Source organism: Eubacterium limosum, assembly GCF_000807675.2.
Lineage (GTDB): Bacteria > Bacillota > Clostridia > Eubacteriales > Eubacteriaceae > Eubacterium > Eubacterium limosum.
Genome location: NZ_CP019962.1, coordinates 4293955 through 4309540 on the forward strand (window position 1 = coordinate 4293955; position 15586 = coordinate 4309540).

General features: G+C 45.8%; 12 protein-coding genes. All 12 read right to left on the minus strand.

From position 1 onward, the window contains the following. Positions 1–109 precede the first annotated feature (109 nt). The 12 genes from ilvB to B2M23_RS20235 all read right to left on the minus strand — a co-directional run bounded on the left by ilvB (position 110) and on the right by B2M23_RS20235 (position 15476). Positions 110–1777: a biosynthetic-type acetolactate synthase large subunit gene (gene ilvB, locus B2M23_RS20180; RefSeq protein WP_038351267.1), complete on the minus strand. Its 1668-nt coding sequence runs from the start codon at positions 1775–1777 to the stop codon at positions 110–112. 103 nt (positions 1778–1880) lie between these two features. Next, the gene (gene ilvD / locus B2M23_RS20185; protein ID WP_038351266.1) at positions 1881–3539 is read right to left on the minus strand and encodes a dihydroxy-acid dehydratase; all 1659 of its coding nucleotides are present in this window, start codon (positions 3537–3539) and stop codon (positions 1881–1883) included. A gap of 17 nt (positions 3540–3556) precedes the next feature. Next, a complete protein-coding gene (gene leuB / locus B2M23_RS20190) occupies positions 3557–4618 on the minus strand; it encodes a 3-isopropylmalate dehydrogenase (RefSeq protein WP_038351265.1) in 1062 nt (353 codons plus the stop codon). Between the two features lie 74 nt (positions 4619–4692). After that, positions 4693–5184 (minus strand): 3-isopropylmalate dehydratase small subunit, encoded by a 492-nt coding sequence (leuD, locus tag B2M23_RS20195; RefSeq protein ID WP_013381037.1) that lies wholly within the window; start codon positions 5182–5184, stop codon positions 4693–4695. A gap of 16 nt (positions 5185–5200) precedes the next feature. Further along, a complete protein-coding gene (gene leuC, locus B2M23_RS20200) occupies positions 5201–6463 on the minus strand; it encodes a 3-isopropylmalate dehydratase large subunit (protein ID WP_013381038.1) in 1263 nt (420 codons plus the stop codon). A 22-nt stretch (positions 6464–6485) separates the two neighbouring features. Next, positions 6486–8081 carry a citramalate synthase gene (gene cimA, locus B2M23_RS20205; RefSeq protein ID WP_013381039.1) on the minus strand — a complete coding sequence of 532 codons (1596 nt, stop codon included), beginning with the start codon at positions 8079–8081 and terminating at the stop codon, positions 6486–6488. 116 nt (positions 8082–8197) lie between these two features. Further along, entirely contained in the window at positions 8198–9187 is a 990-nt protein-coding gene (gene ilvC, locus B2M23_RS20210) for a ketol-acid reductoisomerase (RefSeq protein ID WP_038351264.1), read from the minus strand. A gap of 574 nt (positions 9188–9761) precedes the next feature. Beyond that, positions 9762–11654: an alpha-amylase family glycosyl hydrolase gene (locus B2M23_RS20215; RefSeq protein ID WP_052237100.1), complete on the minus strand. Its 1893-nt coding sequence runs from the start codon at positions 11652–11654 to the stop codon at positions 9762–9764. A gap of 56 nt (positions 11655–11710) precedes the next feature. Then, positions 11711–12319 carry an ABC transporter ATP-binding protein gene (locus B2M23_RS20220; RefSeq protein WP_038351263.1) on the minus strand — a complete coding sequence of 203 codons (609 nt, stop codon included), beginning with the start codon at positions 12317–12319 and terminating at the stop codon, positions 11711–11713. Then, the gene (locus tag B2M23_RS20225; RefSeq protein ID WP_013381045.1) at positions 12309–13091 is read right to left on the minus strand and encodes an ABC transporter permease; all 783 of its coding nucleotides are present in this window, start codon (positions 13089–13091) and stop codon (positions 12309–12311) included. Before B2M23_RS20225 ends, B2M23_RS20220 begins: the two co-directional genes overlap by 11 nt. Next, positions 13063–14067: an ABC transporter substrate-binding protein gene (locus B2M23_RS20230; protein ID WP_038351262.1), complete on the minus strand. Its 1005-nt coding sequence runs from the start codon at positions 14065–14067 to the stop codon at positions 13063–13065. The genes B2M23_RS20225 and B2M23_RS20230 overlap by 29 nt, the downstream gene beginning before the upstream one ends. Before the next feature lie 293 nt (positions 14068–14360). Continuing rightward, positions 14361–15476 (minus strand): 1-propanol dehydrogenase PduQ, encoded by a 1116-nt coding sequence (locus tag B2M23_RS20235; protein ID WP_038351732.1) that lies wholly within the window; start codon positions 15474–15476, stop codon positions 14361–14363. Positions 15477–15586: the final 110 nt, after the last annotated feature.

The window sequence follows — 15586 nt, forward strand, 5'->3', positions numbered from 1 at the left end:
TGTCAATTCTATTATATACCCATTTTTACTTTTTATAAACAAACAACGAAATATTCTCATGTTTTTCCATTTAAAAAAGAGCCTCATTAAAGAATGAGGCTTTTTCCGATTATTCATAATAAATTTCATCAATTGGTTTTCCAGCCGGAACCATCGGGTATACACCCTCTTCCTTGGAAATATTGCAATGAACAAGCACCGGCTCCTTCATATCTTTGATCTTTTCAAGCGCATCATCCAGCTCTTCAAGGCTGTTAACCTCAAAGCCCTTGATGCCGCTGGCAGCCGCCAGCTGGAGATAGTCCGTGGTTCCCTGATCTAGATCAGTCTGGGCATAACGTTTTTCATTGAAAAGCTTCTGCCATTGACGCACCATGCCAAGCGTCTGGTTATCAAAGAGGAATATCTTAATGGGCAGGTTATAACGCTTCACCGTAATAAGCTCCTGACAGTTCATACGGAAGCTTCCATCGCCCGCAACCAGGATAACATCTTTATCCGGTTTAGCGAGTTGAACACCCACCGCAGCGCCTAAGCCAAAGCCCATGGTGCCAAGCCCGCCAGAGGTAACATACTGGCCTGGGAATTTAAATTTCCAGTACTGGCCAACCCACATCTGATGCTGGCCAACCTCGGTTACAACATAAGCGTCTTCAAAAACATCGTTGATATGCTCCAGCATATTTTTAGGGTTGTATTCATTTTTAGGCCGTTCAGGCAGCGGCCATTCCGCGATCTGTTTATACCATTCAGGATGCTTCTTCTCTTCCACCAGCTTAGAGAGAGCTGGCAGCACATCCTTGATATTAGCCTGAATATGAACATTAACCTGAATATTCTTTTCAAACTCTGTCGGGTCAATATCAATGTGAATAATTTTTTTATCTCGCATAAATTCATTAATATTGCCTGTCACGCGGTCACTGAAGCGGGCGCCTACGGCGATCAGGGTATCACAATTGATCACCGCCAGATTGCACTCCTGAGAGCCGTGCATTCCGACAAAGCCCAGTGAAAGCGGGTTGTCTCTCGGAATACAGCCCAGCCCCATCAAAGAATTGGCAACAGGAATCCCTGCTTTTTCTGCAAAGGCGACCAGCTCTTCGCTTGCGCCAGATTTTAAAACACCGCCGCCAGCATAGATCATGGGCCGTTCAGCGCGGTTAATAAACTCCGCGGAACGAACCAGCGCATCGCGGCTTGGCGTTGGAAAATAGTTTACAGGCTTCCGTTCATCGCTCAGAGGAACATATTCTGTTTCCGTCATAAAGATATCTTTTGGGATATCAATGACAACAGGACCCGGCCGGCCTGTAGATGCAATGTTAAACGCTTCGTAAATGGATGGCGCCAGCATGGAGACATCTCTTACCTGAAAACTGTGCTTTGTAATCTGCATCGTTACGCTGACAATATCAACTTCCTGAAAAGAATCCTTTCCTAACAGGGATTGTGCCACCTGCCCGGTAAAGACAACCAAAGGCACAGAGTCCAGATACGCATTGGCGATTCCGGTAATGGCATTGGTGGCTCCCGGGCCAGATGTGGTAATCGCGACACCTACCTTACCGCTGACACGCGCATAGCCATCAGCCGCGTGAACGCCATTTTGTTCATGGCAGGGCTCGATCTGAGCAATTTTATGATCCATCCGGTAGAAAGCATCAAAAAGTGGTATGACAACGCCTCCCGGGAAAGAGAAAACATGTTCAACTCCCAATTCTTCGAGACAGCGTACGACAATCTCTGATCCTAATAATTTTTCTGCTTTTTTCATCGTTCTCTCCTCTATTTCTCTGGTTAGCAGCAAATATAAATCAATCGTACTGCCAGATATAATATCTGGCAGTACGATATTTTATAACAGCCGCTAGACCTGACTATTCTAAAATAGCTCCCTTATTTGCAGAAGACACAAGCTTTGCATAACGGGCCAGGTAACCCGTCTTAATTTCCGGTTCTTTTGGCGTCCAGCCTTCCCTACGTTTAGCCACTTCTTCCTCACTGACCTTCAGCTCAATGCTGCGGTTGGGAATATCAATGGAAATGATATCGCCTTCCTCTACAAAAGCGATTGGGCCGCCGGCCGCCGCTTCTGGTGAAACATGACCGACACAGGCACCTCTGGTAGCGCCGCTGAAACGGCCATCTGTAATCAACGCAACAGAGCTGCCAAGCCCTCTTCCCATGATGGCAGAGGTTGGGTTCAGCATTTCGCGCATGCCCGGGCCGCCTTTTGGTCCTTCATAGCGGATTACCACCACATCACCGGCGTTAATCTGATCATTATTGATGGCCTCCTGTGCTGCTTCCTCGCTCTCAAACACTCTGGCAGGGCCTTCATGCTTAAGCATTTCCGGTACGACCGCAGACTGTTTAACCACACAGGTATCTGGTGCCAGGCTGCCTTTCAGAACCGCAATACCGCCGGTTTTGCTGTAAGGATTTTCAACAGGGCGGATAACCTCAGGATTCAGATTATGAACCCCTTCGATATTTTCGCCCACTGTTTTTCCTGTGACCGTGATTAAATCTGTTTTTAACAGGCCAAGCTTGTTGATTTCACTCATAACCGCATAAATCCCGCCGGCAGCGTTCAAGTCTTCCACATAGGTATGGCCCGCAGGCGCCAAATGACACAGATTCGGTGTTTTCTCGCTGAGCTCATTGGCAATTTCCAAATTCAGATCCACACCACATTCATGGGCAATCGCCGGCAGATGCAGCATCGAATTCGTGCTGCAGCCCAGCGCCATGTCCATTGTTAATGCGTTTCTGAAAGCATCCGCTGTCATAATATCCTTTGGTCGAATATCTTTTTCGAGCAGCTCCATGATCTGCATACCCGCACGTTTAGCCAGACGCAGACGTTCAGAGTAAACGGCCGGGATTGTGCCGTTGCCGCGCAGCCCCATGCCCAAAACCTCAGTCAGGCAATTCATGCTGTTAGCAGTATACATCCCCGAGCAAGAGCCACAGGTCGGACAGGTATTACATTCATACTCTTCCAATGTTTCCTGAGACATTTTCCCGGCAGTATAGGAGCCCACCGCTTCTGACATACTGGAAAAGCTTGTTCTCAAATCGCCTACCCGTCCGGCCAGCATTGGGCCGCCGCTGACGAAAATAGCAGGCAGATTAAGACGGGCTGCCGCCATTAAAAGCCCGGGAACATTTTTATCGCAATTTGGAATCATTACCAAAGCGTCAAAGGCGTGGGCCATTGCCATGGCTTCGGTAGAGTCGGCAATCAGATCTCGGGTAACCAGCGAATATTTCATCCCCTGATGGCCCATTGCTATCCCATCACAGACAGCGATTGCTGGAAATTCCAGAGGAACCCCACCAGCCAGACGAACACCAGCTTTTACGGCTTCTGTAATTTTATCGAGATTCATATGCCCCGGAACGACTTCATTATAAGAGTTAACAACGCCAATCAAAGGTCTTGTCATTTCTTCTTCGGTCAAGCCAAGCGCTCTCAGAAGCGCCCGCTTCGGCACATTCTGCATTCCTGATTTTATGGAATCACTACGCATAATTTTTCTCCTTATTATTATAGATTAGAAATAATTTTTTCACCCATTTCGACACAGCCGACAACATTGCTATTGTCACCGGCAATATCGCCGGTGCGGTAACCCTGAGCAAGTGTCTTTTTCACTGCGTCCTCAATATTGTCCGCCTCATCCGAAAGGCCTAAGGAATAGCGCAGCATCATTGCGACAGACAGCACTGTGGCAATCGGGTTGGCTTTATCCTGCCCAGCGATATCTGGCGCTGAGCCATGAATCGGTTCATACATGCCAAACTTGCCTTCGCCCAGGCTGGCCGAAGGCAGCATTCCGATCGACCCGGTAAGCATGCTGGCTTCATCGGATAGAATGTCTCCGAAAAGATTTCCTGTCAAGATAACATCAAACTGATGCGGATTAATGACAAGCTGCATGGCCGCATTATCGACATACAGATGGTCCAGCTCGACATCGGGGTATTCCCTGGCAATTTCAAGAACCACTGAACGCCAGAAGCGTGAAGTTTCAAGAACATTTGCCTTATCGACACTGGTTACCTTTCCGCCGCGCTTTTTCGCGCTGTCAAAGGCTACCCGGGCAATTCTTTCTACCTCTGGCCGCGTGTAATTCATTAAGTCAGAAGCGCCGAAATCGCCGTCTTTTTTCTTTTCCCCAAAATATACATCGCCGGTCAGTTCACGGACGACTAAAACGTCCAGACCATCGCCGATAATCTCGGATTTTAACGGTGAAGCGTCTCTCAGCTCTTCAAAAAGCATGGCTGGTCTCAGGTTCGCGAACAAGCCAAGAGCCTTGCGAATGCCTAAGAGGCCGGCCTCTGGTCGCTTGTCCCCTGGCAGGTTATCCCACTTTGGACCGCCGAGGGCACCTAACAATACAGCGTCACTGGCTTTACAGATATCCACCGTTTTCTGCGGAAGCGGTGTGTCGCAGGCATCAATAGCTGCGCCCCCTGCCAGAACTTCTGTATAGTCAAAGGTATGATTGTACTTTTCACCAATTTTATCCAGCACTTTCATGCTGGCTTCTACGATTTCAGGACCGATTCCGTCCCCTTTAATAACTGCTATTTTATAATTCATTGATTTTTCTCCTCTGTAACCTACTCAATTTTTTTCAAAGCACAGGCTGGAAATCCAGCCTGTATATAATGAAGCTAAATGAGATTCTCGTTGACGTAATTTACCAGGCCGCCTGCTGCGATCAGCTTCTGCATAAATTCAGGGAATGCCTGTCCCTGGAAGCTCTGTCCCTTGGTCACGTCAGTGATAACGCCAGAGTCGAAATCCACTTCTACTTCGTCGCCTGCTTCAATCGCTGCCACCGCTTCCGGACATTCCAGAATCGGCAGCCCGATATTGATGGAATTGCGATAAAAAATACGCGCAAAGCTATTGGCGATTACACAGGAGACGCCTGAGGCTTTGATGGCAATGGGCGCATGCTCTCTTGAAGAGCCGCAGCCAAAATTATCATCAGCGACGATGATATCGCCGTCCTCCACGCGTTTTATAAAATCCTTATCAATATCCTCCATACAATGCTCCGCTAATTCCAGAGGATCGCTGGTGTTCAGGTATCTTGCGGGAATAATAACGTCTGTATCAACATTGTTGCCATATCTAAATACTTTTCCTTTTGCTTTCATGATGCGTTCCTCCTTTTTATAATTCTTCTGGTCCGGCAATACGGCCCAGGATAGCAGATGCCGCCGCAACCTCGGGGCTCGCCAGATAGACTTCCGAGTCCACATGGCCCATGCGTCCGACAAAGTTACGGTTTGTTGTGGAAACACAGCGTTCTCCCGCTGCCAGAATCCCCATATGTCCGCCCAGGCATGGCCCGCAGGTCGGTGTGCTCACCGTTGCGCCCGCTTCAATAAAGTCTTTTAAATATCCCGCTTCCATACAATCCAGGTAAATCTGCTGAGTTGCTGGAATAATCAAAACACGGATTCCTTTGGCAACATGCTTACCGCGCATCAGATCTGCGGCCTTTTTAAAGTCTGAGAAACGTCCATTGGTGCATGAGCCGATAACAACCTGGTCAATCTTAACCGGTTCAGTAATTTCATCAACGGTTTTAGTGTTTTCAGGCAAGTGCGGGAATGCCACCGTAGACTTGATATCTGCCAGATTAATATCGTACACAGCGTCATACTCGGCGTCGGCGTCTGCTTCAAAGGCCTTGTATTCCTTGGTGGAATGTTCCTTCATATATTCGATGGTCTTATCGTCGACAGGGAAGATACCATTTTTACCGCCAGCTTCAATGGCCATATTTGCAATGGTGAAGCGATCATCCATCGTCAGGCTTGACACACCCTCTCCGGCAAATTCCATTGATTTATAAAGCGCACCATCCACACCAATCATTCCGATAATGTGAAGAATCAGGTCTTTTCCTGAAACACCTTCTTTGAAAGCGCCAGTCAGATTGAATTTAATGGCAGACGGCACCTTAAACCAGGCTTTACCGGTTGCCATACCAACCGCCATGTCGGTAGAACCCACACCGGTTGAGAAAGCCCCAAGCGCACCATAGGTACAGGTGTGAGAATCTGCCCCAATCACGACATCGCCGGCAACAACCAGCCCCTTTTCCGGCAGCAGAGCATGCTCTACACCCATTTCGCCGATTTCAAAATAGTTGGTGACATCCTGCTCACAGGCAAAACAGCGCACCTGTTTGCACTGCTCCGCAGCCTTAATATCCTTGTTCGGCGCAAAATGGTCTGGGACCAGCGCAACCTTGTCTTTGTCAAAAACGGTTTCCTTATTAATATTTTTAAAAACATTGATGGCTACCGGTGAGGTAATATCATTCCCCAACACCAGGTCCAGGTCTGCCATGATCAAATCACCCGGTTTTACGGATTCCAGACCAGCATGTGCCGCCAATATTTTCTGAGTCATTGTCATACCCAAAATGATCACTCTCCTTCTTAATTTATATAAATTTAAACTCTTTCAATTTTCTTTCCATATCGTTGAGAAGCTTGTACTCAATCGAATCGATTAACGCGATAAGGCTGGCTTCAATAACGTCAGTGGAAACGCCGACGTTTGTCCAGATATCCTCGCCATCTGTGCTTTCGATTAAAACACGGACTTTCGAGGCTGTCGCGCCTTTATCAATCACGCGGACCTTAAAGTCTGTGAGGCGAACCTCCTTAATTTTGGGATAAAAGACCTCCAGAGCTTTTCTGAGCGCTTTATCCAAAGCATTTACAGGGCCGTCACCTTCAGCAGCGTTGATTTCAGACTGTCCCTCAACATTGACCTTTACAACGGCAGAAGCGCTGAGTGCCCGGCCTTCAACAGGCTTTTCACCGATGGTTTTAAAATCTTCAATCTGAAAAAACGGCCGGTATTTTCCAAGTTCTTTGCGAATCAAAAGCTTGATACTGCTCTCAGCACCTTCAAATTGATAGCCCTGATACTCGAGCTCTTTAATTTTGTCCATCACCCGCGTGGTTTCTTCTGATTTTTTTGTCAGGCTTGGATCAATTTCATTGATCAGCTGGATAATGGTACTGCGCCCGGCAACCTCTGACATTAAAATCCGCCGCTGGTTCCCTACAGACTCTGGTGGAATATGCTCAAAGGAAGTCGGCGCTTTTAATACCGCGTCAATATGCATGCCGCCCTTATGAGCAAAGGCGCTTTTACCCACAAAGGGTTCTCGCCCGGACAAAACATAATTGGAAATTTCCGCGATACGGATGGCCGAGCTGGTCAGCTTTTCCATTGACTCTGGGCTCAGGCAGTCATACCCCAGCTTTAGCTGAAGATTGGGAATAATCGAAGAAAGATTGGCGTTTCCACATCGTTCTCCATAGCCTAAAAAAGTTCCCTGCACCTGTCTTGCCCCGGCCTGTACTGCCATAATACTATTTGCTACGCCCAGACCACTGTCATTATGGCAATGAATGCCGACGGCAATGCCGACTTCACTGGCAACATGCTTTACAATCTCCATGATTTCCATGGGGAGAGTACCGCCGTTGGTATCACAAAGGGCGACGCATTCGGCTCCGCCGCGCTCAGCTGCTTTCAGAACCTCAACAGCATATGCCGGGTCCATCTTGTAGCCGTCAAAGAAATGTTCTGCGTCAAAGGTTACAGCCTTTCCACTTGCTTTTAAAAAAGCCATCGTATCCTCAACCATCGCAAGATTTTCGTCCAGTGTCGTTTTAATAATCTCTGTGATATGAAAAGGCCACGCTTTTCCAAAAATAGCAACTGCCGGTGTATCCGCCTGAATAATCGCCTGCAGGTTTGCATCATCTTCCACATCAATGCCGCTTCTTCTTGTACTGCCAAATGCGCACAGCTTTGAATGCTTCAGTTCAATATCCTTAACGCGTTCAAAAAACTCGATATCCTTTGGATTTGATCCCGGGTTACCCGCTTCGATGATATCAATGCCTACCCGGTCCAGCGTTTCCAGTACCCGGATTTTATCCTCTACAGAAAAGGATATTCCTTCTGCCTGGGCTCCATCCCTAAGGGTAGAATCGAATAAAATTATTTTTTCGGACATTCTTGTTCCTCTTTCTACTCTCCGTTACGAAGGGATTTTAGCAATTTGTTTATTTTATGAAAGAAGGCAAAAGGATAACCTTCTGCCTTCTTGGTGAATAAGCGTTAACTGGACAATCAGTCAGCCCAGGTCATCATCTTTCTCAATTCTGCGCCGACTTTTTCAAGCTGCTGTTCGGACTCAATCCGTCTCTTCGCATTAAAATATGGTCTGCCGCATTTGTTTTCAAGTAACCAGTTTTTAGCAAAAGTACCTTCCTGAATGTCTCTTAATACTTCTCTCATGGCTTCTTTTGTGTCCTCGGTAATGATCTTTGAGCCTGTGACATAGTCGCCGTATTCAGCAGTATCAGAGATGGAATAACGCATCATGGAGAAACCACCCTTGAAGATCAGGTCAACGATCAGTTTCATTTCGTTGATACATTCAAAGTATGCGCTTTCCGGTTCGTAGCCGGCTTCTACCAATACTTCAAAGCCTGCCTTCATCAACGCTGTAACGCCGCCGCATAAAACAGCCTGTTCTCCAAATAAATCTGTTTCTGTTTCTTCGCGGAAGCTGGTTTCAAGAATACCGGATCTCGCACCGCCGATGGCTTTTGCGTAAGCCAATCCGATATCATGAGTATTACCAGATGGGTCCTGCTCAACGGCAATCAGCATTGGAACACCTTCACCCTTTTCAAACTGGCTTCTTACAGTATGACCCGGAGCTTTTGGCGCGATCATAAATACATTTACGCCTGCCGGTGGAACAATCTGTTTGAAATGGATGTTAAAACCGTGAGCAAATGCCAGGTAGTTGCCGTCTTCCAGATTTGGTTCAATCTCGGTTGCGTAAATCTGAGCCTGTTTTTCATCTGGAAGCAATACCATGATGACATCAGATTCTTTTACCGCTTCGGCGACAGTTTTGACTGTAAGGCCCGCTGCTTCAGCCTTAGGCCAGGATTTGCTGCCTTCATATAAACCGATGCGCACATCCACTCCGGATTCTTTCATATTTAAAGCGTGAGCATGTCCCTGGCTGCCATAACCGATAACAGCTACTTTCTTACCATCTAATAAACCTAAATTACAATCTTTGTCATAAAATAATGTTGCCATTTTTTTAGTTCCTCCTAAAAAACTCTTAAGAATAATTTTTTATATAAAAAAACCGCCTCTTTGTATACAATTCTGTCATTGTATAAAAAGAGGCGGATAATATATACATATCCACGGTACCACTCTTCTTTAAAACAGCCTCACGGCCATTTCCTCTTCAGGTCGGAACAGACATTTGTCTTTCTTAACCCTAGTCATTTAACGCTGACACTCCTGTTACAGGATAACGGCTTCCCCTACTAGTTTGGTAAACTTTCAGGTCAGCAGCTCGCAAGTGAGTATTACATACCCCTTTATTGTTGGCATCACACCATTCGCCAACTCTCTGGAATAAAGACCTACGGTATCTTTCTCTTGGTCATAGCTGTTAGATATTTTTGATGTTGAAAAGATTATATCTGTTTCTAAAACCTTTGTCAACACTTATTTTTGCTTGTTTTAATTTTAACAACCTGAAACCGCTTACCCCCAATGGAATTATTTTTATTTTATCACTTTAGAGGCTTAAATCTTAAAAGCACAGCGAAAAGACTTTTATTTTACTATGCCTCTTTCCGCTGTGCCATTGTTTTATCTAACGGTTATTTTGAAAAAAACGTTCAAGCAGTTCCTGGCATTTCTCTTCACAGATACCGGAATAAATTTCCGTTGCATTTGAAAGCATTGGATGCTTTCCCAGCTCTGCCGTTGTCTCGACACCGCCAAACCGCGTTTCCCATGTCCCGTAAACCAGTTTCCTGATTCGGCTTTGAATAACTGCCCCCATACACATGGGGCACGGTTCCGCTGTCACATAAAGTTCACAGTCGTCCAGACGCCATCGTCCAAGTTTTTTTGAAGCCTCACGAATAACAAGCATCTCGGCATGTGCCGTTGGGTCCTGCAGCGTTTCTTTCTGGTTGTGGGCCGCTGCTATGATCTCTCCATTGTGCAAGATCACTGCCCCAACAGGCACCTCACCTTCTTCGATGCCCCTTTCAGCCTCCTCTATTGCTTTAGACATAATATCCTGCATGGTCATCCCTATAGGAGTTTCAAGAGTCTGGTCGCATTTCTCCTCTCGGGATTTGATCTCCCCAGCGGACTGCTCTTCTGCTTGGCTGCTGCTTGGCTGTTCTGTTATTTCCTCGACGACAAGACCGCAGCTCTCATCTACCAGAACACGTCCAGAATCTCCAGGAATTTCAACACTGCCGTCACACTCCACAATTTCGTTATTATACAAATCCCTAAATTTTCCTCTCAGGTCATGGTGCTCAACTCTGACAGAATTCTCCTCGCTGTTAAACAGGGCGTAGACCTGTTCATTTTCAAAACGCCTCATGAATCCCATTTGCTGCGACTTTACAAATAATTCTTTATAATCGCCGTAGCGTATTGCTCTCGACGCCCTTCTAACCGCCGCCATACGGCAGATTTTCTGATATAAATCACAGCGCTCATCAAAATGCATGCTTTCATAATTTGGTCTGAGCGGCGCGTCTGTCCCATTCCCTTTTACACCCTTGGCGCCCTGTTCGCTGCCATAGTAAATCGAAGGAATCCCCGGCATGGTATAAAGCATCAGATAAAGCGGATACAACCACGCTTCACGGGTCAGGGTTGAGGCCACCCGGTCTACATCATGGTTGTCCACAAAATTGAAAGTATAAAAGCTTTTGTAAATGCCATACTCGCCAAAAAGGCGGTTCAGGGAAAAGGAAATCTCAAAGTAGTTTTTGGTATTCAGGCTGGAATACAACCCTTTGTAGTCCTCATAATTGGTTACAGAATCAAGATGCCCCTCCTGTACCAGCACATTATAATCGCCGTGGACACTCTCACCGACAAACCAGAAGTCCTGCTTCAAATTTTTGGAAAAATCACTAAGCTCTCTTAAAAACTCAGTGCTCATAACGTTGGCAGCGTCCATCCGGACGCCGTCTATATGAAATGTTTCAATCCAAAAACGCATGACTTCTTTTAAATAATCCTTTACCTCTGGATTATAAAGGTTCAGTTTGACAAGATTGTCATGCCCCGCCCAGTTTTCATAGCTAAGGCCATCGTTAAAGCTGTTATTTCCCCAAAAATTAACGCCGAGGAACCAATCTTTATAACGCGAGTTTTCCCGGTTCTGTTTCATATCCTGAAAAGCAAAAAAATCCCTTCCTACATGATTAAAAACACAGTCCAGCACCACCTTAAAACCACTATCATGGAGTTTGTTCATAAGCGCCGCTAAATCTTCATTTGTGCCCAGACGCCTGTCAACCGTATAATAGTCTGTTGTGTCGTATCCATGCGATACTGAACTGAACAGAGGCCCAAGCAAAATCGTATTAATGCCCAGCTTTTTTAAGTATTCCAGAAGATTCTCTATTTTCCAGAGGCGGTGCTTTGTTTGTCCGCACTGCTCCTGGTATTCCTCAGCTCCGGCAAAGCCCATCGTAAAAATGTGATATACATTAAAGTCGCCAAAATCCATAAGGTTCCTCCTGTTAATGCTGTTTTCTTTTGATTATAACACTTTTTCCTTTAATATTATGTAATTTTCTCAACCTTAACAGGTTTTTCTTTTAATAAATATATCGCATCGCAGATCTTTGTAAGCTCATTCCGGTTATGGCTTACATAGATAACTGTTTTGGGATCTTGCCGCCAAAGGCGTTTGAAATCTTCAGCCATACGGTCCTTAAGCTCATAGTCCAGACTGCTGAAGGGCTCATCCATCAACAACAGGCTCGAAGGATAACAAAAAGCCCTGGCTATGGAAACACGCTGGCGCATTCCGCCGCTCAGAGCTTTTGGATAATAATCTGCATACTCTGCCAAGCCCACCATTTCAAGAATGGGTGCCACGGTCGATTCCTGCTCTTTATCCAGTACAAAGCACAGATTTTGTTTAACCGTCCGCCAGGGTAAAAGGCGGTCCTCCTGAAAAATATAAGAAACCTTCCCATCCTCTACACCTTCAATAATGCCGCTGTCTGGAGCTGTGACGCCAGCCAGAAGGTTCAGCAGCGTGGTTTTTCCGCTGCCCGACGGCCCCATAATTCCGGTGATCTTATTTTCTGGAAATTTTATACTGAAATCACAATAAATCACTTCATTTCCATAAGCCTTTGTCAAGTTTTCTATTTTAATATCCATAATCGTCACCGGCCTTTATTTTTCTCAAAAACCAAACAGTCAGTTTTTCAAGGGTAAAACTGCATATTACGACAATCAGCGTCCATGAGAACAGTGTCTCTGTTTCCAGATATACTTTAGCGTAGTATAAATTCATTCCCACAGACGGGAGGGCATTGGCTAAGACCTCAGAGGTTACGGTTGATCGCCACCCCATTCCGATAACATTCATTAAAGCAGAAGCGAAGTAAGGCTTTAATGTGGGCAGATAGATATCTTTTAATACACGCTTAAAGGGCACATGGTACAGCGCCGCCATCTCCAGAAGGTTTCTGCTGGTATTTTGGATGCCCTCCACCACATTCGTCCAGGTAATAGGAAAACAGACAAGAAAGGTGACCATCAGCGGTACCCAGCCTGACTTGATCCAAAGGTTAATCAAAATACTGACCGACACTACCGGCAGCGTCCTCACAACTGTGACAAACGGCAGCATCAATTCATAAAGAACACGGTTAAGACCGCTGAGCATTCCGACCACTGCCCCAAGCGCCACAGAGACAGCAATCCCGCCAAAAACCCGGATTAAGGTCATTCCAAGATCTTCAAAAAATCCGGCTTCACCAACGACTCCAGCCACACCGGTCAAGGTTGTCCACGGCGATGGAAGAACGAGGCTGTTTCCCACCATACTGGCTCCAAGCTCCCAAATACCAATCCAAAAAAGGATTGCCAGAAGTTTTAAAACTCCTGGCGGCATTTTTTTAATATGTGAGTCCGTAGAAATCTTCACCCGGTACCTTTCCTCCTACCGATTTTGGTTCAAAAGAAACCAGAACATCAAAGTATTTCTGCAGGTCTCCTTTGGCGTCAGACGGTGTAATAAAAACAATACTGCAATTTGGAATAGCTTTCTGAGCCATCTGCTGATTATCCATAATTTTTGCTTCCACAACATCATTGGCAGCGCGCTCATCAGCAACATTGACCGTTTCAACCGAGGTTTTATATGCCTCCATGAACTTTTTGACAATCGTTGGGTTCTTTTCAGCCCATTCCTTGTTTACTACTACACAGCCCATCTCCAGCTTTGTTCCGTCTGTAGCTTTCTCCCAGGCATCCGTCATGTCGACAGCCAACTTCAAGTTTTCATTCTTAGCAAGAGTCGCTGTGGCAAAAGGCTGCGGCAGCATGGCAATGGAGCCTTCTCCAGACGCAAGCTTCGCGGCCGCTTCACTGTGTTCCCCAAACCATTCAATGGTTACGTCAGTCCCTGGTGTCAGGCCATTTTTATCTAACAGATAGTTTAAGACATATTCCGGTGTAGAACCCTGCCCGGTAGCGTAAACCGTCTTTCCTCTGAGATCCGCCATGGAATTGATATTCTCACTTTTATCCGCTACTATTGATAAAGTTCCCAATGTGTTCACAGCACCCAAAATAACTTTACCCTCTGTTTTATTATACAGGGTGGCCGCCAGATTGGTTGGCACTGCCGCAATCTGATAATCACCATTGATGATTCCCGCTGTCACTTGGTCGGGGGCTGTGGCGATTGTCCATTCAGGCTCTACCTGCTCTCCCAGTTCAACACCTTCGGCGATCATTTCGGCCATGCCCATTCCTGTTGGGCCAGACAACGCAGCAATTTTAACTGTCTGTGGCTCTGGTTTTGGTTCTTCCTCTACCTGCTTCGTTGAGCAGCCAGCACTCATTAAAACTACTGCCAAAAGGCATCCGACAAACGTAAGCCATCTTTTTTTCTTCATTTCAAAACTCCTTTAAACGTTATTTCGAATGTATACCCATAAAAATCAAAAAACTTCCAGCCGGGGCAGGAAGTATGCAACCTAAAAGAAACCCATGCACAACATGCGTTTTTTGATTTCATCTTCCTTTCAAATCAGGCTACTAAACCTTGTCTGTTAGGGTATTTCATCTTTTTTAGTATATCATAGCTCCAATATTCTGGCAAGGATTACATTTCCACTCTTTTCAGCGTTGTTTTTACACAAAAAACAGCGAAGACAGAACTGCAAAGTCTGCTTTCGCTGTTTTAAACTTATTGAGATATATTATTAAGAATTTCCAGTACTTCATCAGCGGTTGGCATGAGAGGTGTTGTCTGAGTGCAGGTATCTACCAGAGCATTCTCTGCAAGCTGACGTTTTCCAGCTTCAAACTCATTTCTATCCATTCCCCATGCAATCAGAGAAGTAGGCATTTCCGTTTTTTCCATAATATCCCGGATGTACGCGATCAGCTTATCCACAGCAACTCTGGCCGTGTCTGTAAAAGGCGCGATACCCGTAACCTTAGCGAGCTGTGCGTAACGATTCAGACATCCCTCATCGCGGCTGTTAAAAGTAACCACATGCGGCAGTAAAATCGCATTGGCCAGTCCATGCGGAATATGAAACATACCGCCCAGGTTATGTGCAATGCCATGATTAATGCCCAGTCCCGCTTTATTAAAGGCCATACCTGCCATGGTTGACGCTACCTGCATCTGTTCACGGTGGTAAGTATTGTCTGGATCGTTATATGTGATCAAAAGCGACTGTGTAATAATCTGAACAGACTTTTCAGCGAAACAATCTGAAAAATTATCTCTTCCCTGGGCTACATAAGCTTCCAGAGCATGTGTTAATACGTCAATACCAGTATTGGCCACGATCGGCTTGGGGACGCTTCTTGTAAAATCCGGATTTAAAAGTGCCACAGCCGGCAACATCATTGGATCTGCAAAAAGGTGCTTGACCTTTGCCTGTAAATCAGTGATAACCGTTGCGGCGGTTGCGTCTGACCCGGTACCGCTTGTGGTTGGAATCGCAATAAACTCAAAAACCTTCCCCGTTTGCTTGGCTGTAAAGAAAAGGATCGCTTTAGCGGCATCGATGGCTGATCCGCCGCCGAAGGCGACGATCACATCACAGCTGCTTGCCATGAGCCGCTTCATACCGGCTGCAACTTCTTCAAGTGGTGGGTCTGGCACCACATCTGTGAACAGTACAACTTTATTTGAATCGTCTATTTCTTTTAAAATTCGGGTTACAGACTGGTTTTCTGCCAGAAACTTATCGCAGACAATGAAGATTCCCTGATTCTTGTACTGATTAAAATATTCAAGGCAGTCAACGCCACTGATGACCTTTGTATTTAATTCAAAAACTTCCATATTACCCTTCTGGTATTTATCCATGTACATAAAGCTTCCAGATAGAATATTAGTATTTTATCCTTTCAATTCACTTTTTAGAAGAAAAAATCCCGTCGACATCATGTAAA